The 19,650-nt window shown below is 63.8% G+C and carries 19 protein-coding genes and 1 pseudogene; 15 read left to right on the forward strand and 5 right to left on the reverse strand.

All coding sequences use genetic code 11. From position 1 onward, the window contains the following. The first annotated feature begins 42 nt into the window (after positions 1-42). Positions 43-699, forward strand: coding sequence for a glutathione S-transferase family protein (locus BM019_RS18730; protein ID WP_092419239.1), 657 nt, complete (start codon positions 43-45; stop codon positions 697-699). 70 nt (positions 700-769) lie between these two features. Here BM019_RS18730 and argH read toward each other — a convergent pair whose 3' ends face one another. Beyond that, positions 770-2,164 carry an argininosuccinate lyase gene (gene argH / locus BM019_RS18735; protein WP_009046147.1) on the reverse strand — a complete coding sequence of 465 codons (1,395 nt, stop codon included), beginning with the start codon at positions 2,162-2,164 and terminating at the stop codon, positions 770-772. Between the two features lie 592 nt (positions 2,165-2,756). Here argH and BM019_RS18740 point away from each other — a divergent pair. The 7 genes from BM019_RS18740 (at position 2,757) to BM019_RS18770 (ending at position 9,092) form a co-directional block, all read left to right on the forward strand. Next, positions 2,757-3,503: a LytR/AlgR family response regulator transcription factor gene (locus BM019_RS18740; protein WP_009046146.1), complete on the forward strand. Its 747-nt coding sequence runs from the start codon at positions 2,757-2,759 to the stop codon at positions 3,501-3,503. Positions 3,504-3,642: 139 nt separating this feature from the next. Beyond that, a complete protein-coding gene (gene hemC, locus BM019_RS18745) occupies positions 3,643-4,584 on the forward strand; it encodes a hydroxymethylbilane synthase (protein ID WP_007926692.1) in 942 nt (313 codons plus the stop codon). Then, on the forward strand, positions 4,581-5,348 hold the full coding sequence (locus BM019_RS18750) for a uroporphyrinogen-III synthase (protein ID WP_009046145.1): 768 nt from the start codon (positions 4,581-4,583) through the stop codon (positions 5,346-5,348). Before hemC ends, BM019_RS18750 begins: the two co-directional genes overlap by 4 nt. A 17-nt stretch (positions 5,349-5,365) precedes the next feature. Next, on the forward strand, positions 5,366-6,505 hold the full coding sequence (locus BM019_RS18755) for a uroporphyrinogen-III C-methyltransferase (protein WP_092419242.1): 1,140 nt from the start codon (positions 5,366-5,368) through the stop codon (positions 6,503-6,505). Then, on the forward strand, positions 6,502-7,740 hold the full coding sequence (locus BM019_RS18760) for a heme biosynthesis protein HemY (RefSeq protein ID WP_009046143.1): 1,239 nt from the start codon (positions 6,502-6,504) through the stop codon (positions 7,738-7,740). Before BM019_RS18755 ends, BM019_RS18760 begins: the two co-directional genes overlap by 4 nt. 163 nt (positions 7,741-7,903) lie before the next feature. Continuing rightward, positions 7,904-8,425, forward strand: coding sequence for a disulfide bond formation protein B (locus tag BM019_RS18765; protein ID WP_092419245.1), 522 nt, complete (start codon positions 7,904-7,906; stop codon positions 8,423-8,425). 208 nt (positions 8,426-8,633) lie between these two features. Next, a complete protein-coding gene (locus tag BM019_RS18770) occupies positions 8,634-9,092 on the forward strand; it encodes an Rsd/AlgQ family anti-sigma factor (RefSeq protein WP_007926697.1) in 459 nt (152 codons plus the stop codon). A 62-nt stretch (positions 9,093-9,154) separates the two neighbouring features. Here BM019_RS18770 and BM019_RS18775 read toward each other — a convergent pair whose 3' ends face one another. Beyond that, the gene (locus tag BM019_RS18775) at positions 9,155-9,820 is read right to left on the reverse strand and encodes an FKBP-type peptidyl-prolyl cis-trans isomerase (protein WP_092419248.1); all 666 of its coding nucleotides are present in this window, start codon (positions 9,818-9,820) and stop codon (positions 9,155-9,157) included. Between the two features lie 193 nt (positions 9,821-10,013). Here BM019_RS18775 and BM019_RS18780 point away from each other — a divergent pair, with 193 nt between their 5' ends. After that, complete coding sequence (locus BM019_RS18780) at positions 10,014-11,198, forward strand: AlgP family protein (RefSeq protein WP_092419251.1); 1,185 nt, start codon at positions 10,014-10,016, stop codon at positions 11,196-11,198. On the opposite strand, the gene BM019_RS18785 is transcribed toward BM019_RS18780, so the two are convergent. Next, positions 11,195-11,659, reverse strand: coding sequence for a TIGR02444 family protein (locus BM019_RS18785; RefSeq protein WP_085532892.1), 465 nt, complete (start codon positions 11,657-11,659; stop codon positions 11,195-11,197). The genes BM019_RS18780 and BM019_RS18785 overlap by 4 nt on opposite strands. Before the next feature lie 50 nt (positions 11,660-11,709). On the opposite strand from BM019_RS18785, the gene BM019_RS18790 reads away from it, so the two are divergent. The 5 genes from BM019_RS18790 to BM019_RS18810 all read left to right on the forward strand — a co-directional run bounded on the left by BM019_RS18790 (position 11,710) and on the right by BM019_RS18810 (position 17,766). Next, entirely contained in the window at positions 11,710-13,620 is a 1,911-nt protein-coding gene (locus BM019_RS18790; protein WP_053263068.1) for an ATP-binding cassette domain-containing protein, read from the forward strand. Continuing rightward, complete coding sequence (locus tag BM019_RS18795; protein ID WP_009046137.1) at positions 13,620-14,201, forward strand: mechanosensitive ion channel family protein; 582 nt, start codon at positions 13,620-13,622, stop codon at positions 14,199-14,201. Before BM019_RS18790 ends, BM019_RS18795 begins: the two co-directional genes overlap by 1 nt. A gap of 212 nt (positions 14,202-14,413) precedes the next feature. Beyond that, complete coding sequence (locus BM019_RS18800) at positions 14,414-15,046, forward strand: LysE family transporter (RefSeq protein WP_007926706.1); 633 nt, start codon at positions 14,414-14,416, stop codon at positions 15,044-15,046. 261 nt (positions 15,047-15,307) lie between these two features. Beyond that, positions 15,308-17,206 (forward strand): FTR1 family protein, encoded by a 1,899-nt coding sequence (locus BM019_RS18805; protein ID WP_092419254.1) that lies wholly within the window; start codon positions 15,308-15,310, stop codon positions 17,204-17,206. Between the two features lie 104 nt (positions 17,207-17,310). After that, positions 17,311-17,766, forward strand: a complete 456-nt coding sequence (locus BM019_RS18810) for a YaiI/YqxD family protein (protein ID WP_044465693.1) — start codon at positions 17,311-17,313, stop codon at positions 17,764-17,766. A 47-nt stretch (positions 17,767-17,813) separates the two neighbouring features. Here BM019_RS18810 and elbB read toward each other — a convergent pair whose 3' ends face one another. Further along, positions 17,814-18,482 carry an isoprenoid biosynthesis glyoxalase ElbB gene (gene elbB, locus BM019_RS18815; protein WP_007926709.1) on the reverse strand — a complete coding sequence of 223 codons (669 nt, stop codon included), beginning with the start codon at positions 18,480-18,482 and terminating at the stop codon, positions 17,814-17,816. Between the two features lie 255 nt (positions 18,483-18,737). Between elbB and BM019_RS18820 the strand changes: the two are divergent. Then, a pseudogene (locus BM019_RS18820) lies at positions 18,738-18,950 on the forward strand (hypothetical protein); the annotation flags it as partial. On the opposite strand, the gene BM019_RS18825 reads toward BM019_RS18820, so the two are convergent. Next, entirely contained in the window at positions 18,931-19,563 is a 633-nt protein-coding gene (locus BM019_RS18825) for a DedA family protein (RefSeq protein WP_007926712.1), read from the reverse strand. The pseudogene BM019_RS18820 and the gene BM019_RS18825 overlap by 20 nt on opposite strands. Positions 19,564-19,650: the final 87 nt, after the last annotated feature.

Genomic DNA, 19,650 nt, shown 5'->3' on the forward strand with positions numbered 1-19,650 from the left:
AAGAGTGGCTGCCAACCCCGCACCCGGCCTGGAGGCTATGTGATGCTCAAGCTTTATGGATTCGCCGTCAGCAATTACTACAACATGGTGAAACTGGCATTGCTGGAAAAAGATCTGCCTTTCGAAGAGGTGCCGTTCTACGCCGGGCAAAGCCCTGAGGCGTTGGCCATCAGCCCGCGCGGCAAGGTGCCGGTGCTGGGGGTGGAGCAGGGTTTTATCAATGAAACCAGCGTGATCCTCGAATACCTTGAAAGCCAGCCTGGGTCGGCACTGCTGCCCAGTGACCCGTTCGCGCGTGCCCAGGTGCTGGCGCTGGCCAAGGAGATCGAGCTTTACATCGAGTTGCCGGCGCGGGCCTGTTATGGCGAGGCGTTCTTCGGGATGGCGGTCCCCGAGGCCATCAAGGAGAAGTCCCGCAATGAGCTGGTGCTGGGATTCGCCTCGCTGGTCAGGCACGGCAAGTTCGCCCCTTATGTGGCGGGCAGCAGCCTGAGCGTGGCGGACCTGTATTTTCTGTACAGCGTGAGCCTGGCCTGCGCGGTAGGGCAGAAACTGTTCGGTGTGGATTATCTGGCCGAGATACCGGCAGCCAAGGCCTTGATGGCGCGCCTGGAGCAGATGCCCACTGTGCAGCGGGTCGCGGCAGACAAGGACGCGGCGATGCCGCAGTTCCTGGCGATGATCGCCAGCAAGAAGTAGGAAGGTTTCAGGTCACTGACTGCGGGCAAGCCATGCTCTTAGCAGGAGCGTGGCTTGCCCGCGCTAGCTTTTAGCGGCTGCTCAGCAACGCCTGGCCGCGAACCACCGCCGCCTTGACCTGAGCCGGGGCCGTGCCGCCGATGTGGTCACGGGCGTTGACCGAGCCTTCCAGGGTCAGCACGGCAAACACGTCCTGGTCGATCTGGTCGCTGAACTTGCGCAGTTCCTCCAGGCTCATTTCCGCCAGGTCCTTACCGGTTTCCACACCGTACTTCACGGCGTGGCCGACGATCTCGTGGCAATCGCGGAATGGCAGGCCGCGGCGCACCAGGTAGTCCGCCAGGTCGGTGGCGGTGGAGAAACCGCGCAGTGCCGCTTCGCGCATCATCGCGTGCTTGGGCTTGATCGCCGGGATCATGTCGGCGAAGGCGCGCAGCGAGTCGCGCAGGGTGTCGGCGGCGTCGAACAGCGGCTCCTTGTCTTCCTGGTTGTCCTTGTTGTAGGCCAGGGGCTGGCCCTTCATCAGGGTCAGCAGGCCCATCAGGGCGCCGAACACGCGGCCGCTCTTGCCACGAACCAGCTCCGGAACGTCCGGGTTTTTCTTTTGCGGCATGATCGAGCTGCCGGTGCAGAAACGGTCGGGCAGATCGATGAACTGGAACTGCGCGCTGGTCCACAGCACCAGCTCTTCGGAGAAGCGCGACAGGTGCATCATGGCCACGCTGGCGGCGGCGCAGAACTCAATGGCGAAATCGCGATCAGACACATTGTCCAGCGAGTTGCCACCGACGGCGTCGAAGCCCAGCAGCTGGCAGGTCAGCTCGCGGTCGATCGGGTAGGTGGTGCCGGCCAGCGCGGCGCTGCCCAGCGGCATGCGGTTGGTGCGCTTGCGGCAATCGACCAGGCGCTCGTAGTCGCGGCTGAGCATCTCGAACCAGGCCAGCATGTGATGACCGAAGGTCACAGGCTGCGCGGTTTGCAGGTGGGTGAAGCCCGGCATGATGGTGCCGGCTTCGCGCTCGGCCTGCTCCAGCAGGCCTTTTTGCAGGCGGGTGATTTCCGCCAGGATCAGATCGATTTCGTCGCGCAGCCACAGACGGATATCGGTGGCCACCTGGTCGTTGCGGCTGCGGCCGGTGTGCAGCTTCTTGCCGGTGACGCCGATGCGGTCGGTCAGGCGTGCTTCGATGTTCATGTGCACGTCTTCCAGGTCGACGCGCCAGTCGAAGGTGCCGGCCTCGATTTCGCCCTGGATGGTTTTCAGGCCGTCGATGATGCTGTCGCGTTCGGCATCGGTCAGTACGCCGACCTTGGCCAGCATGGTGGCGTGGGCGATCGAGCCCATGATGTCGTGACGATAGAGGCGCTGGTCGAAAGTGACGGAGGCGGTGAAGCGGGCGACGAAGGCGTCGACGGGCTCACTGAAGCGGCCGCCCCAGGACTGATTGGTCTTGTCAGTGCTCATGAATTCGCTCGTGATCGGCTGGAAGGGAAATGAGGTGAAAAGTTGCCGCGGATAATAACAGGGTTGCCAATCCTGTAGCTGGCACCGGTCGGCAGGTTTTTATTTCTGCCATGGGGGTCGCGGGCGCTTGTCGCCGACCTCGGGCGCGCAGAGACTAGGCGAGCGACGGCGGGGTGCGAGGAGTGATGTAACGATATTTATCGATAGAGCAATATCGTCTTGGCAACCGTCTACAGTTGGACTGAAGGAACAGCGCAATCCCGGATATTTCATCGAGTCTGGTCGCTGATCACGCAACCGTTGTCGCATGTGCTCCGGTCCCGCCGCCACCTCGCGATTCGCGAGGGAGGCGGTCGGGGTGGAAGCCGACTATAAGAGAGGGGGTGTTTGTGTCCTGTATCAGCAGTCCCCATGACCATGTCGTGCAGTGGCGGGCCTTGAACGGTATCGAGCAGGCCCGGGTAAATAATGGTGCCCGTCGTGGGGCACTTTTTGGCCCTCGCACTAGTCTTAGCGTGGATCGCCGTGACGGACGTCACTTCACCTGTCTACGCTATCCTTGTGCGAGACTCACGCAGGAATCCAGCGCAATATGAATGTCCTGATCGTTGATGACGAACCCCTAGCCCGCGAGCGACTGAGCCGCATGGTCAGTGAGCTTGAGGGATACAGTGTCCTGGAGCCCAGCGCCACCAATGGCGAAGAGGCATTGGCCCTGATCGACAGCCTGAAGCCGGATATCGTGCTTCTCGACATCCGCATGCCGGGTCTCGATGGCCTGCAGGTTGCCGCCCGTTTGTGCGAGCGCGAAGCGCCGCCAGCCGTGGTGTTTTGTGCCGCCCCTGATGAATTCGCCCTCGAGGCTTTTGATGTCAGCGAGGTAGGTCACCTGCTCAAGCCGGTGAGTTCCGAGCATCTGCTCGAGGCGCTGAAAAAGGCCGACCGCCCCAACCGGGTCCAACTGGCGGCCTTGACCCGGCCCGCCGCGGAAAGCGGCAGCGGCCCTCGCAGCCATATCAGTGCGCGGACCCGCAAAGGCATCGAGCTGATCCCGCTGGATCAGGTCGTCTATTTCATTGCCGACCACAAATACGTGACCTTGCGCCATGAAAGCGGCGAAGTCCTGCTGGACGAACCCCTGAAGGCGCTGGAGGACGAGTTTGGCGAGCGTTTCGTACGCATCCATCGCAACGCCCTGGTGGCCCGTGAACGCATCGAACGCCTGCAGCGTACGCCTCTGGGGCATTTCCAGCTGTTCCTCAAAGGCCTCAATGGTGATGCGTTGATCGTCAGCCGACGGCATGTGGCCGGTGTGCGCAAGATGATGCAGCAGCTCTAGATCCGGGCGGCCGGGCGGGTCATGCGCCCCGCCGCAATGTTCCTGCAGCCAGGGAGGGGCTGTAGTTCCTGATACAAGTCAAAGCTGATTTGGCTGAGCTGTTATCATCTGCCGTATTTTCATCAGTACGGATTGATCCATGTCCTCTCGCGAAATCCGCATCGCTACCCGCAAAAGTGCCTTGGCCTTGTGGCAAGCCGAATACGTCAAAGCTCGTCTGGAAGCCGCTCACCCGGGGTTGATCGTGACGCTGGTGCCCATGGTCAGTCGCGGCGACAAGCTGCTCGACTCGCCGTTGTCGAAAATCGGCGGCAAGGGACTGTTCGTCAAGGAGCTGGAAACCGCGCTGCTGGAAAACGAAGCGGATATCGCCGTGCATTCGATGAAAGACGTGCCCATGGACTTCCCCGAAGGCCTGGGCCTGTTCTGCATCTGCGAGCGTGAAGACCCGCGCGATGCCTTTGTCTCCAATACCTATTCCAGTCTCGACGACCTGCCCGTGGGCAGTGTGGTGGGCACCTCCAGCCTGCGTCGCCAGGCGCAACTGCTGGCTCGTCGTCCGGACCTGCAGATCCGCTTCCTGCGCGGCAACGTCAATACTCGCCTGGCCAAGCTCGACGCCGGTGAGTACGACGCCATCATCCTGGCCGCCGCGGGCTTGATCCGTCTTGGTTTCGAAGATCGCATCAGCTCTTCGATCAGCGTCGACGACAGCCTTCCGGCTGGCGGGCAGGGCGCGGTGGGCATCGAATGCCGCACGGCCGACAGCGAGATCCATAAGTTGCTGGCGCCGCTGCATCATGTCGATACCGCGGATCGAGTCACCGCCGAGCGGGCCCTCAACAAGCATCTGAATGGCGGCTGCCAGGTACCGATCGCCTGCTATGCGGTACTCGAAGGCGATCAGCTGTGGCTGCGTGGCCTGGTCGGCGAACCGAGCGGCGGTGTGCTGCTCAGCGCCGAGGCCCGTGCTCCACGTAGCGCGGCGGCGGCGCTCGGCGTGCAGGTCGCGGAGGATCTGCTGGCCCAGGGCGCCGACGATATTCTGCGCGCGGTCTATGGCGAGGCTGGCGAAGAGTGAGCGACTGGCGTGTGCTGCTGACCCGGCCCACGGACGAGTCGGCGCTGCTGGCTGAGGTTCTGGGCGAAGCGGGGGTGTTCAGCAGCAGCCTGCCGTTGCTGGAAATCCAAGCCCTGCCTTTTGGCGATACCCAACGCGCCAAAGTGCTTGATCTGCACCTGTACTGTGCGGTGATCGTGGTCAGCAAGCCGGCCGCGCGAATGGCCGTGCAACTGCTCGAGCAGTTCTGGCCGCAGCCGCCGAGCCAGCGCTGGTTCAGTGTGGGCGCCGGCACGGCGCAGATTCTGGCCGATCACGGCCTGGATGTTTTTTTCCCCGAGCAAGGCGATGACAGCGAAGCCTTGCTTGAACTTCCCCAGTTGCGCGAGGCTATTGCACGGCCCGACCCTCGGGTGCTGATCGTGCGCGGGGAGGGTGGCCGCGAGCTGCTGGCTGAGCGTTTGCGCGGCCAAGGTGCTAGTGTCGATTATCTGGAGTTGTACCGCCGCGACCTGCCGCGTTATGCCGACGGGGTCCTGATGCAATGCATCCAGGCGGAACGCTTGAATGGGCTGGTGGTCAGCAGTGGGCAGGGTTTCGAGCACTTGCAGCAGTTGGCCGGCGAGGCCTGGCCACAGGTGGCGCGACTGCCGTTGTTTGTACCGAGCCCCCGGGTCGCCGAGATGGCGCGTGCCGCCGGGGCCGAGAAAGTTGTGGATTGTCGTGGCGCCAGCGCCGCGGCCTTGCTAACGGCGCTACGGGAGCAACCCGTGCCCGTTCTCTAAATGCAAAGGATGGATACGTGAGCGAAACAGCCTTGCCTAAAGATGATGTCCAGCCGGTAGTCGATGCACCGGCTGAACCCGCAACCCCTGCTCCGCAGCGCCGTGGCAACGGGTTGGCGATCCTCGCCCTGCTGCTGGGGGCGGCCGGCGTCGCTGCCGGCGGCTGGGGTGTCTGGCAGGTGCGCAGCCTGCAGGCCAACAATCAACAGCAGCTGGGGCAGTTGCAGGCCCTGGGTGACGAGGCGCAGAGCCTGAAGCTCAACGAGCAGCGCCTGACGGCGCGTCTGGAGCAGTTGCCGGCGGCCAATGAGCTGGAAGAGCGTCGTCGTCTCGTCGCGCAGTTGCAGGGCGACCAGCAGCGACTCAATCAGAAGCTCGAGAGCGTGCTGGGTGCCAGCCGCAAGGACTGGCGTCTGGCCGAGGCGGAACATCTGTTGCGTCTCGCCAGCCTGCGTCTTTCGGCCTTGCAGGACATCAGCAGCGCCCAGGCCCTGGTGCAGGGTGCCGACGAGATCCTGCGCGAGCAGAACGATCCTGGTTCTTTCGCCGCGCGCGAGCAGTTGGCCAAGAGCCTCGCGGCCTTGCGCAGCACCGAGCAGCCGGATCGCACCGGGCTGTTCCTGCAACTGGGCGCACTGCGCGATCAGGTGGTCGAGCTCACCGAGCTGGCCCCCGAGTACCGCGACCGTGGCGATTCGCTGCTGGGCCTGACCGCCGACGGCGACGGCGCCAGCCGCTGGGCGCAATGGTGGGACCAGATCTCGCGCTACATTCGTATCGATTTCAACGCGGACAAGAATGTGCGGCCGCTGCTCGCCGGGCAAAGCCTGACGCAGGTGCGCCTGGCCTTGAGCCTGGCCCTGGAGCAGGCGCAATGGGCGGCCCTGAACGGCCAGGCGCCGGTGTACACCCAGGCCCTGGCGGAAGCTCGCGACGTGTTGAAGGGCAACTTCAATCAGGACAACCCGCAGAGCAAACTCATGCTCGAGCGCGTGTCCGAACTGAGCAAACAGCCGGTCACTGTGCAGACGCCGGACCTGGCCAAGACCCTGAGCGCCGTTCAGGCCTACCTGGAGCGACGCAACCTGAGTGCTGAAGAGTCGGTGAAACCACTGGCCAAACCTGCTGCGAATGCCCCGCAGGAGACCAGCCCATGAAGCGCCTGTACGTGATTCTGTTCCTGGTGATCGCCGCCTCGGGATTGCTGGGGTTGGCGATTGCCGAGCACTCCGGGTACATCCTGATTGCCTACGACAGCTTCCGTTATGAGTCGAGCCTGTGGGCGACCCTGGCATTGATCGCGGTGATCTGGCTGGTGATCTGGGGTATCAAGGCACTGATCGAACTGGTGATGGCCTCCAGCGGCGTGGTCAATCCCTGGTCGCGGCGCAACCGCAGCCGTCGCGTGCAGATTGCCATCGAACAAGGCCAGATGGATCTTGCCGAGGGCCGCTGGGCCAGCGCCCAGAAGCACTTGCATCGTGCCGCGGAAGCCGAGCGCCAGCCTCTTTTGTACTACCTCGGCGCGGCGCGGGCGGCGAACGAGCAGGGAAACTACGAGCAGTGCGATAGCCTGCTGGAACGTGCCCTCGAGCGCCAGCCCCAGGCTGAGTTGGCGGTGGCCTTGAGTCATGCCCAGCTGCAGACTGATCGCGGTGATACCGAAGGCGCCCTGAGTACCCTGCAAGCCATGCACGAGCGTCATCCGCACAGTGTCCAGGTGCTGCGGCAGTTGCAGCGTCTGCACCAGCAGCGGGGCGATTGGTCGGCGGTGATCCGTCTGCTGCCCGAGCTGCGCAAGGACAAGGTCCTGCCCGCCAACGAACTGGCCGAGCTGGAGCGTCGGGCCTGGGGCGAGAACCTGACCCTCGCGGCGCATCGCGAAGAGGACGGTACGGTCGGCCTGCAATCGCTCAACCGCGCTTGGCAGCAACTGACCGCAGCTCAGCGTCAGGAGCCGCAGCTGGTGCTGGCCTACGCCGAACAACTGCGGCAATTGGGCGCCGGGGCCGAGGCCGAAGAAGTGCTGCGCGTCGCTCTCAAACGCAAGTACGACAGCCATCTAGCGCGGCTTTACGGCTTGCTGCGGGGCAGTGACCCGGCGCGGCAACTGCAGTTCGCCGAGCAGTGGCTCAAAGACCACCCGAACGATCCGAGCCTGCTGCTGACCCTGGGTCGCCTGTGCCTGCAAACCAGTCTCTGGGGCAAGGCGCGGGACTACCTGGAAAGCAGCCTGCGCCTGCAGCGCAACCCTGAGGCCTGTGCCGAGCTGGCCCGGTTGCTGGCGCAGCTGGGCGATACCGAGCGCAGCAACCAGCTGTTCCAGGAAGGTCTGGGGCTGTTGGACGAGCGCCTCCTGGCATCGCCGCTGCCGGTGCCCGCCAGGGTATAAACCCGCAAGGCTGGGCCGTCCCCGGAGGGGCGGCCCGTCCTGCGACTCCCCCCGATCTGGCCTCTGTGCCCGTTTGCCGCGCTCGATCTTGTCATAGCGCGCCTTGAAAGGGCAGAGCGCTTTCTCTACCGTGGCAGCCTGTTTCTTCCGTTGTGGATACACCATGTCGCTGGCCGGCTCACGCTTGCTGTTCTCCCTTGTGTTTTTTACCGGTGCCTTGGCCCTGTGGGCTTCGTTTCACCTGGAGTTCGGGATTGGGCTCGAGCCTTGCCTGTTGTGGGTGGCGCAACGTTTCTTCGTGTTGCTGTTGACCTCGATCAGCCTGGTCGCGGCCCTGCAGGGGCCACAATACCCGGCGAGTGCCCTGTACTGGCTGCTGGAACTGCTCTGCAGCCTGGCGGGTGTGGTTACGGCAGGGCGCCATGTGCTATTGCAGAACATTCCTTCGGATCAGTTGCTGGCGTGCTTGCCGGACATGCCGTTCATGCTCGGCAACCTGTCCTGGGGGCGTGCCTTGCAGCTGGTTTTCACCGGGACCGCGCAGTGTGCGGAGGTCACCTGGACGTTGCTGGACATGAGTGCTGCGGAGTGGAGCCTGCTGTTTTTCATCGCTGTGATGATTTTGAGTGCCTATCGTCTGGCGCAGCTTCTACCATGGGGCCGGCGCAGGGCGGCCGCGACCTGAATCGGCGATTTACAATGGGACGCAAGATTAAACACTTGTATGAACTTTATCTCCTGCGTACCTTGAAGCGGCTGTCGAGCGGGCATAATCTGGCCCGCACGTGTCACCGCAATTACGTTGCTCGATGCTGTTCTGCCTGGCCGGATGCTGATGTTCAGTCCAGTGGCGGATTCAGAGCGGCATGACCCATAAGGGAAGAGAGATCGCCATGCTCGAAAGTTGTCAGAATGCTCAGGAACGCTGGGGTGGAGTGCATCTGCTGATCGATCGCTGGTTGCAGGAGCGTCACGAACTGGTTCGGGCCTATGATGCTCTCGGCGCGGAGCCTGAGACGCTGGCTGAAAATCGACAGCCGCTGCAGGAGTTCTGCGCAATCCTGGTGGACTACGTCTCCGCCGGCCATTTTGAAATCTACGAGCAGTTGACCGGCGAGGCCAAGGCCTTCAATGACCAGCGCGGGCTCGAACTGGCCGAAACCATTTATCCACGGATCGATGTCATCACTGAAAAGCTGCTGGCGTTCAACGACCTGTGCGACGAAGGAAAATGCGTGGCGGAGAAGTTCAAGGAGCTGGGTGGTCTGCTGCATGAACGCTTCGAGCTGGAAGATTGCCTGATCGAAGTGCTGCACAACGCTCACAAGGAAGAGGCCGCCGTTCAGGCCTGACTTGCAGCGAAAGCTTTACCGAAACGGTGCGCATTGCGCACCGTTTTTCGTTTCTGCGCCCCCTAACCGGTAGCCCCCAGCAGCTCGATTTCAAACACCAGGGGGGTGTAAGGCGCGATCAGGTCGCCCGCGCCGTCGGCGCCGTAAGCCTGGGCCGAAGGAATCACCAGGCGCCACTTCGCCCCTGTCGGCATCTGTTGCAAGGCGCTGCGCCATCCGGCAATCACACTGTCCAGGCGAAACCACTGCGGCTGCTGATTCTGATCGAACACTGTGCCGTCAGGCAGGCGTCCGGTGTAGCGAACCTGTACTGAACCATTGGCTCCCGGCCGTATTCCGTTGCCGGGTGCCAGCTCGGTTAGCAGGATGCCGTTCTCCAGTTCGCGTACACCCGGCTTGGCCTTTTCGGCCGAGAGAAAACGCTGTTCGTTTTCCAGTGCCACTTCGATTCGCGGCTTGTCCGCTTGCTCGCCGACCTGTGCTTCGTGCTGGGCGAGGATCTGTTCGATACGCTCGTCCTTGAGTGCCAGGGGCTTGCCTTGGTAGGCCTGTTTCAAGCCCTCCACCAATGCCTGGATCTGCAGGTCCGGCACCTCCTGGCGCAGGCGCTCGCCGAGGCTGGCGCCCAGGCTGTAGGCGAGATCGTGGGCATCGTTTTTCTGCGAATCTTCGGCGGCCTGAGCCAGCGGCAACAACACACACAAGGATAAAAAAAGGTAACGCGACATGGGCGTTCTCCGGCCTGAGACGAGGTGGATTATGCCAGCGTGGATGTGGCGGCTGGTGAGTAACTTTCTTGTGCGCGAAGAACATTTTCGATCCTCTGCAACGCATGGCATTCGATACTGTCAACATGCCCTAGCGGCGGTAGCAGCAGAGGTCTAGTATGAGCCGCAACTCACGTCAGCCAGGAGGTAAACCATGTCGGCCAATAAGAAGCCTGTAAACACTCCGTTGCATTTGCTCCAACAGCTTTCGAGCAGCCTGCTCGAACATTTGGAAAACGCTTGTTCCCAAGCCTTGGCTGATGCTGAAAAACTGCTCGCCAAACTGGAAAAGCAACGCGGTAAGGCACAGGAAAAACTGCACAAATCGCGCACCAAATTGCAGGACGCCGCGGCGGCCGGCAAGGCCAAGGCACAAGCCAAAGCCAAGGACGCAGTGAAAGAACTTGAAGACCTGCTCGATGCACTCAAGGCACGTCAATCCGAAACCCGCGCCTATATTCTGCAACTCAAGCGCGACGCTCAGGAAAGCCTGAAACTGGCCCAGGGCGTCGGTCGTGTGAAAGAAGCCGCAGCCAAGGTGCTGAGCACTCGCTCCGCCAAACCGGCCGCCGCTCCAGCGCAGAAAGCCGCAGCCAAGCCGACGGCAAAAGCCCCGGCCAAACCTGCCGCTAAAGCACCGGCAAAAGCTGCCAGCAAACCGGCTGCTAAACCTGCCGCCAAGCCAGTGGCAAAAACCGCCGCAGCCAAACCTGCTGCTGCCAAGCCAGCGGCTAAACCGGCTGCTGCAAAAGCCCCTGCGAAACCTGCTGCCAAACCCGTTGCGAAAACGGCGGCTGCCAAACCGGCAGCAGCGAAACCGGCTGCCAAGCCAGCAGCAAAACCTGCGGCCAAATCCGCCGCCAAGCCAGCGGCTAAAACCGCAGCGGCCAAGCCTGCTGCTGCCAAACCTGCGGCTAAACCGGTAGCGGCAAAAACTGCTGCGAAGCCGGCCGCCAAACCGGCTGCGGCCAAAGCTCCGGTGAAGGCAGCAGCGAAACCCGCGGCCAAACCGGCAGCTAAACCTGCAGCCGCCAAGCCAGCGGCTTCCACTGCTGCCAAGCCAGCAGCCGCTAAACCGGTTGCAGCAAAACCAGCCGCCAAGCCTGCGGTGAAACCTGCTGCCAAGCCGGCTGCAAAACCTGCCGCGAAGAAGCCAGTCGCCGCCAAGCCAGCAGCAAAACCGGCCACCGCTCCAGCGGCCGCCAAACCAGCCACCCCGGCAACTCCGGCAGCCAAGCCTGCGGCACCGGTCTCTTCGCCAGCTCCAGCGGCGACTGCTGCGCCAGCTTCGGCGCCGACTGCCGCTCCCGCCAGCGCCACGCCAACCAGCGCTTCCTAAGCGCCGGTCACCGCGACGCGCAGCGCCTGCAGCGCGTCGCGGTTGAGGTTGGCGGCTTCGGCCGCCAGTCCTTCCAGCCAGTCCGTCAGATCCTGCGCTTCACCCTCCGACCATTCTCCCGCCAGCGCCTCCAGGCGCAGCAGCAGTTGCCGCTCGGCCTCCAGCTCCAATGCCTTGACCTGTTCGCGCAAGATCGCCAGTTCCGGATCCGCGCTCGCGGCCGGGCGCCATTGCGTGCGCAGCTGGCGCAGCGGCCTGACGACTTCGTCGTGCCAGGGCTGGCCCAGGGTTCGCAGCTGTTGCAGGCGCTGCGAAGTGCAGGCCACCCCGCGTACGCCGAGCCAGGCCGCGCAGAGTAGAAGGCAGACATTGGCCCCGGCCGCCTGAAGGTTCAGGCAGGCTTCTTCGACGCCCGGGCGGGCGTAGGTTTTGAGGGTGAAGCTCCACAGGTCAGAGGACATAGTGCTACTCGCGCCAGTTGCGAACGAAGCTGGTAGACTCCGCCGCCATTATGATTCGACTTCAGAACCTGACTTTACAGCGTGGTCCGCAACGTCTGCTAGAAGACGCCGAGCTGACCCTGCACGCCGGCCAGAAAGCCGGTCTGATCGGTGCCAACGGCGCCGGCAAATCCAGCCTGTTCGCCTTGCTGCGTGGCGAGTTGCACCCGGATTCGGGCGACTGCTTTCTGCCCGCCGACTGGCGCATCGCCCATATGCGCCAGGAGGTCGATACCCTCGAGCGGCTGGCGGTCGACTACGTGCTCGATGGCGACCTGCGCCTGCGTCAGGTACAGCGTGAGCTGGCCGCCGCCGAAGCGGCCCATGACGGTGCGGCCCTGGCGCGCCTGCATGCCGAGCTGGACAGCGCCGACGGTTATACCGCCGACGCCCGGGCGCGCAAGCTGCTGGCTGGCCTGGGTTTCAGCAACGAGCAGATGGACCGCCAAGTCGGCGACTTCTCCGGTGGCTGGCGGATGCGCCTGAACCTGGCGCAGGCGCTGATGTGTCCGTCGGACCTGCTGTTGCTCGACGAACCGACCAACCACTTGGACCTCGATGCGATCCTCTGGCTGGAGGACTGGCTCAAGGGCTACCCCGGCACTTTGCTGCTGATTTCCCACGACCGCGATTTCCTCGATGCCGTGGTCGACCATGTGGCTCACGTCGATCAGCGCAAGATCACCCTTTATCGCGGTGGCTACAGCGCCTTCGAGCGCGCCCGTGCCGAACGTCTGGCGCAACAGCAGCAAGCCTACGAGAAGCAGCAGGCGCAACGCGCGCACATGGAAAAGTACATTGCGCGCTTCAAGGCCCAGGCCACCAAGGCCCGCCAGGCCCAGAGCCGGATCAAGGCCCTGGAGCGGATGGAAGAGCTGTCCGCGGCCCACGTCGACTCGCCGTTCGATTTCGTTTTCCGCGAGTCGGAAAAGATCTCCAGCCCGCTGCTCGACCTGTCCGATGCCCGCCTGGGTTACGGCGAAAAGACCGTGCTGGAGAAGGTCAAGCTGCAACTGACCCCGGGTGCGCGCATCGGTCTGCTCGGCCCCAACGGTGCGGGCAAGTCGACCCTGATCAAGAACCTCTCCGGCGAGCTGTCGCCGCTGGGCGGTCGCCTGACCCGCGGCGAGAACACCGTGGTCGGTTATTTCGCCCAGCACCAGCTGGATTCGCTCGATGCCAAGGCCAGCCCGTTGCTGCATTTGCAGCGCCTGGCGCCGACCGAGCGCGAGCAGACCCTGCGCGACTTCCTCGGCGGTTTCGACTTCCGCGGCGCGCGTATCGACGAGCCAGTGCTGAATTTCTCCGGTGGCGAAAAGGCGCGCCTGGCCCTGGCCCTGATTGCCTGGGACCGCCCGAACCTGCTACTGCTCGACGAACCGACCAACCACCTGGACCTGGAGATGCGCCTGGCCCTGACCATGGCCCTGCAAGAGTTCAGCGGCGCGGTACTGGTGGTCTCCCACGACCGTCACCTGCTGAAAAGCACCACCGACAACTTCTACCTGGTGGCCGACGGCAAGGTCGAAGAGTTCGACGGCGACCTGGACGACTACGCGCGCTGGCTGGTGGACTACCGCCAACGCAACGCGCCGGTCAGCACGACCACGGTCAACCCGGACAAAACCGACAAGAAGGCCCAGCGCCAGGCCGCCGCGGCCTTGCGCCAGCAGTTGGCGCCGCACAAGCGCGAAGCCGACAAGCTGGAAACCGAGCTGGGCAAGGTCCACGAGCGGCTGGCGAAAATCGAAGCCAGCCTCGGCGACAGTGGTATCTACGAAGCCGCGCGCAAGGACGAGCTGCGTGACCTGCTGGCCGAGCAGGCCAGGCTGAAGGTGCGCGAAGGCGAGCTGGAAGAGGCCTGGATGGAAGCCCTGGAACTGCTGGAAAGCATGCAGGCGGAACTGGAAGCCTTGTCCTGATGGAAGCGTTCAAGCTGCCTGTGCCGATCACTTGGGTCGAGCCGCTGTGGGTCACCGTGCAAATCCTGCTGATCCTGCTGGCTGGCTACATCACCCAGCGGTTTGTCGCGCGCTGCCTGACCCGCCTGGGTGAACGTTATCCGTTCCCGCCGCAGCTGCTGATGCCGCTGCGCGGCGGCTTGCGCTGGCTGATCATGGGCAGCGCGCTGATCTTCGTCCTGGAGCGGCTCGGGGTGTCGGCGACGGTGCTCTGGACTGCCCTGTCCGGTTTTGTCGCGGTGGCTGCGGTAGCCTTCTTCGCCATGTGGAGCGTGCTGTCCAACCTGCTCTGCGCCATCCTGATCTTCACCGTGGGCCCGTTCCGCATCGGCGATGTGGTCGAGCTGGTGGACACCCTCGACAAGCCGGGTATCAAGGGCCGGGTGGTGGCAATCAACCTGCTGTACACCTCGCTGATCGAGGCCGAGGAAGCCGGCACCGGCGGCGTCATGGTGCAGGTGCCCAACAGCCTGTTCTTCCAGCGTTCGGTGCGCCGCTGGCGTGGCAGCGATGCGCTGTCGATAGGCTCCGGCGAGAAATAGTCCCCTGCGCCGTCTCTGTAGCCGCTGCCGAGCATCGCGAGGCTGCGAAGCAGACGTGCTCTTGAGATCGCAGGAAGCTTCTGCGGACCTTAGCGCAGCCTTCGGCAGCGGCTACAGTTGGCCGGCGATGTCTGTCCGACAAAAATCTATGGTCATCCGCCCGCCAGCGCATTAGCTTAGGCGTCTACGACGAATTCGAGCCGAGGTGTGCGATGGTTCTTGAGACATGGCTGGCGTTTTTTGCCGCCTGCTGGGTGATCAGCCTTTCCCCCGGGGCCGGCGCGATTGCGTCGATGTCCTGCGGTCTGCAATACGGTTTCTGGCGTGGTTACTGGAACGCCCTGGGCCTGCAACTGGGCCTGGCCATGCAGATTGCGATTGTCGCCGCCGGCGTGGGGGCGATTCTCGCGGCATCCTCGACAGCCTTTTACGCGATCAAATGGTTCGGCGTGGCTTACCTGGTCTACCTCGCGGTCAAACAGTGGCGCGCGCTGCCCAGCGACCTGAGCGACGACGCCGCGATCCGGCCGATCGGCAAACCCCTGGCGCTGGTGTTCCGCGGGTTCCTGGTCAACATCAGCAACCCCAAGGCGCTGGTGTTCATGCTGGCGGTCCTGCCGCAGTTCATCGATCCCCACGCACCGCTGGTGAAGCAGTACCTGATCCTCGGCGCGACCATGATTGCCGTCGACCTGATCGTCATGGCCGGCTACACCGGCCTGGCCTCCAAGGTCCTGCGCCTGCTGCGCACGCCTACCCAGCAACGGCGCATGAACCGCACCTTCGCCGGTCTGTTCCTCGGCGCCGCCGGATTGCTGGCGACCATTCGCAAAGCGCCGGTCTAAGAGGCTGGTCACAGCAAAAAGGCGCCCATCGGGGGCGCCTTTTTTGTATGTGCGCCTCAGGGGATCCGAGAGCATGGGCTAGTCCCGACTACGCCCGGATTTATTTCATCTTTGTTCAGGAAACCCCGGACCCCAGGCGATTCAAGGCTTTGGCCCGGCACGAGGCACGACTGCGCCTGGGTGTCGCGTGTGACAACGCTTGAGTGAAACTCATTGGAAGTGAACAATGTGTTACTTCGTATTTCCATTTGAGATTCGTTCATGACTGCCCCCTCCCGTTTCCTGGCGTGGCTCGTGCTGCCGGTATTGGCCCTGTGCAGCGCCAACCTGCTGGCGGACACCGTAGAAGGCGCGCCCAAGGCGCTGCACCTGCTCGACTACATTGGCGCGGACTACCCACCGACGGTCGAGGCGGGCAAGGTCATTGACGACTCCGAGTACCGTGAGCAGGTCGAGTTTCTCGGCGTGTTGCAGGGGCTGGTCGCCGATTTGCCGGCCAAGCCGGAGAAGGCCGAGCTGGAGCAGGGCATCGCCAGCCTGAACGACGCGGTCAAGGCCAAGGCGGACGGCGCCCTTGTCGCCCGGCAGGCGCGGCAGCTGGGTGCCAAGCTAGCGGTGGCCTATGAGGTCAGCCAGGCGCCGATCATCACCCCGGACCCGAGCCGTGGCGCGCCTTTGTATGCCCAGCATTGCTCGGTGTGTCACGGCGACACCGGTGCCGGCGACGGCCCGGCCGGTGTCGGCCTGACGCCGCCACCGGCCAACCTGCGGGATGCGGCGCGCACGGATCACCTGAGCCTCTACGCGATCTACAACACCCTCGGCCTGGGCGTCGAAGGCACCGACATGCCGTCTTTCGCCGATCAGCTGGATGACCGTCAGCGCTGGGACCTGGCGACCTATATCGCCGGCTTCACCGCCGACCCGGCCGCGGCGAAGGGCGACAAGAGCTACAACCTCGCCGACCTGGCCCGCCAGACCCCAAGTGAAGTAGAGGCCGCCGAAGGCCCGCAGGCCGCGGCTACCTTCCGTGCCCAGCGCGCCCAGCCGCCACAGGTCAAGCGCGGCCCGGCGCAACTGCTCGACTACACCGCCTCGACCCTGGACAAGAGCCTGGCCGCCTACCGCGCCGGTGACCGCGAACAGGCCTACGACCTGTCGGTGGCGGCGTACCTGGAAGGCTTCGAGCTGGTGGAAAGCTCCCTCGACAACGTCGACGCCAACGTGCGCAAGGACACCGAGAAAGCCCTGATGGCCTATCGGCAGGCGTTGCAGGACGGCTTGCCGGCAGAGCAGGCCGAGCAGCGTCTGGCTGCCGCCAAGGCCAAGCTGACAGAGTCGGCGGGCCTGCTGGGCAGCGATGGCCTGAGCTGGTCCCTGAGCTACATTTCCGGCCTGTTGATCCTGCTGCGCGAGGGCCTGGAAGCGATCCTGGTGCTGGCGGCGATCCTGGCCTTCCTGCGCAATACCGGCCAGCAATCGGCGGTGCGCAGCGTCAACGTCGGTTGGGGGCTGGCGTTGCTGGCCGGCCTGGCGACCTGGGCGCTGGCGGCGTATGTGATCGACGTCAGCGGCTCCCAGCGCGAGTTGCTGGAAGGCGCCACGGCCTTGTTCGCCAGTGTCATGGTGCTGTGGCTCGGCGTGTGGATGCACGACCGCCGGCACGCGGCGGCCTGGCAGGACTACATCAAGAGCAGCCTGGTGGGCGGTGGCGGCCGTTTCGGTTTTGCGGTGCTGGCGTTCTTCTCGGTCTATCGCGAGCTGTTCGAAGTGATCCTGTTCTACGAAACCCTGTGGCTGCAGGCCGGCCCGGCAGGCCACAACGCAGTGCTGGCCGGCGGCGCCACGGCGCTGGTGCTGCTGGTCGGCCTGGCCTGGGTGATCCTGCGCGGTTCGGCCAAGCTGCCGCTGGCGCTGTTCTTCGGCATCAACGCGGCGTTGCTGTGCGCCTTGTCGGTGGTGTTTGCCGGGCATGGCGTCAAGGCGCTGCAGGAGGCTGGAATCTTCGGTACGCGGCCGGTGGCGTTCTTCGACTTCGACTGGCTGGGCATTCACGCCGATGCCTACTCGCTGACGGCACAGGCGGTGGCGATCGTGGCGATCATCGTGCTCTACAGTCGCAGCCGCATCGCCGAGAAACGGCGGGCCCAGGTTTCCTGAAGCATCCGCTTCGCTCATCATCGCGGGCAAGCCTTGTTCCTACGGTGCATCGAGAACTGTAGGCGCGAGGCTTGCCCGCGATGCTTTTCAGGAGGAGTCACGCAATGCGTGTGTGGATCGATGCCGACGCCTGCCCCAAGGCGGCGAAGGATCAGGTGGTGAGGTTTGCCCTCAAGCGCCAGTTCGAGCTGGTGCTGGTGGCGGGGCAGCCGCAGATCAAGCCGGCCTTTGCCTGCGTCAAGCTGATCGTGGTGCCCAGCGGCCCGGATGCGGCCGACGATTATCTGGTGGAACACGCAGTGCCGGGCGAACTGGTGATCTGCAGCGACGTGCCCCTGGCCGACCGGCTGGTGAAGAAGGGCGTCGCCGCCCTCGACCCGCGGGGCAAGGAGTTCGATGCGCAGAACATGGGCGAGCGGCTGGCGGTGCGTAACCTGTTTACCGATCTGCGCGAGCAGGGGCAGGTCGGCGGCGGGCAAGGCCCTTATGGGGATCGCGAGAAGCAGGCCTTCGCCAATGCCCTGGACCGGATCCTGACGCGGCTGGCGCGTCAGGCCTGACAATTCCCGCGAGGCGAGGGCGTTTGCCGCTCGCCACGGCTTTTGGGTTATTCGTCGTTTTCGTGGGTCAGTTCCAGCACCCGATCCACCAGCTTATTGATGCCGGCCGCGGCTTCGCTGATGGACTGCGCGAGCATGTAGGCCGGGGTGCTGACCAGCTTGCGCGCCTTGTCCTCGATGATGTCGCCGACGGTGCACTCGGCATGGGTCGCGCCCATCTTGCTGACGGCGGCCGCGGTGTCGGCGTCGTTGCCGATGGTGCAGGTGACGCCCGGGCCGTAGATCTTCGCCGCCAATGCCGGCGAGATGCAGATCAGGCCCACCGGCTTGCCGGCTTCGGCGAAGGCTTCGGTCAGTGCCAGGACATCCGGCTGGACTGTGCAGCCGGCCCCTTCCACGGCGAAGTTGGAAAGGTTTTTCGCCGCGCCAAAGCCGCCAGGCACGATCAGCGCGTCGAAGTCTTCGGCGTTGGCCTCGCGGATGTCTTTGACCTGGCCGCGGGCGATGCGCGCCGATTCCACCAGGACATTGCGCGACTCGGGCATCTCTTCGCCGGTCAGGTGGTTGATCACATGCAGCTGGGCGATGTTCGGGGCGAAGCACTGCACCTGGGCGCCACGCTGGTCCAGGCGCAGCAGGGTGATGACGCTTTCATGGATCTCGGCACCGTCATAGACGCCACAGCCGGAAAGGATCACTGCAACTTTTTTGCTCATGGTTTTTTCTCCAGATTCATGGCGTTAAATGTCCACTAATTTGTCGCCCGTTGCCATAGGGTTATCCCGCCGCCCAACCTAATCTTCGATCAGGATTGCGATCAGGCCGTGTCATGAATTTCATTCTGTATGCGGTGCCGTTCTTCTTCGTGCTGATAGCCCTCGAGCTGCTGGCCGACCGCTGGCGGGGGTGAACAACTATCGGGTCGCGGACGCTTTCTACATGGATCGCAACTACGGCGGGGTGTTCATTATTTGGGTATTGGGGGGGCGCTGGAGAATCGCCCGTGGGCGCTGAAGATGGAGCTGCTGCGGCTGGCGTCGAACCTGCCGCTGGTGTGGCTGGCGCCCCTGGTCGGGCTGTGGCCGGCCAGCGCCTTGGGCTGGGTCGGCCTGATCAGTTACAGCCTGCTCAGTGGCATCGCGCTTTACTGCTGCCGGGGCCGCCTTACTCGACTGGCGTCTTAGACTTGCAGCAATCGCTCTGCTCGTTCTGCTTGACCTGTTCGGCTTCGTAGATCGCCTTGGCCAGTCGCGCATTCTTGAAGCGGCGGCGCAGCCACAGGGCGAAACCCAGGACCAGCAAGGCGCCGAGCACCCACAGTTCGTACTTCTTGATGCTGCCCAGCATGCCTTCGAGCACGGCGCCGAAGTGATAGGCCGCGGCGGCCAGGGCGGCGGCCCAGATCGCCGCGCCAATGCCGTTGAGCAACAGATAACGTCCCGGCGGATACCCCGACAGGCCGATGGCCACCGGCATCACGGTGCGCAGGCCGTAGACGAAGCGGAAGCTCAGCACCCAGATGTCCGGATGCTTGCGGATATGCTCCAGCGCCCGATCGCCCATCAATTGCCAGCGCGGCTTGCGTGCCAGCAGCTTGCGCCCGTGCTTGCGTCCCAGGAAGTACCACAGCTGGTCGCCGGCATAGCTGCCGAAGAACGCCACGACCACCACCAGGTTGATGTCCATGTATCCGCGAAACGCGAGGAAGCCGGCCAGGACCAGGATGGTCTCGCCTTCGAAGAATGTGCCGAGAAAGAGGGCGAAGTAGCCGAATTCCTGAAGAAATTGTTGGAGCATTGTCTGGATGCTGGCGAAATGAACGCGCAGCCTAACCCTTCGGGCCCATGGAGGAAAGTATCCAAATGTGTCTCGACGTGAACAAAT

Source organism: Pseudomonas sp. NFPP07 (assembly GCF_900115645.1).
GTDB lineage: Bacteria > Pseudomonadota > Gammaproteobacteria > Pseudomonadales > Pseudomonadaceae > Aquipseudomonas > Aquipseudomonas chlororaphis.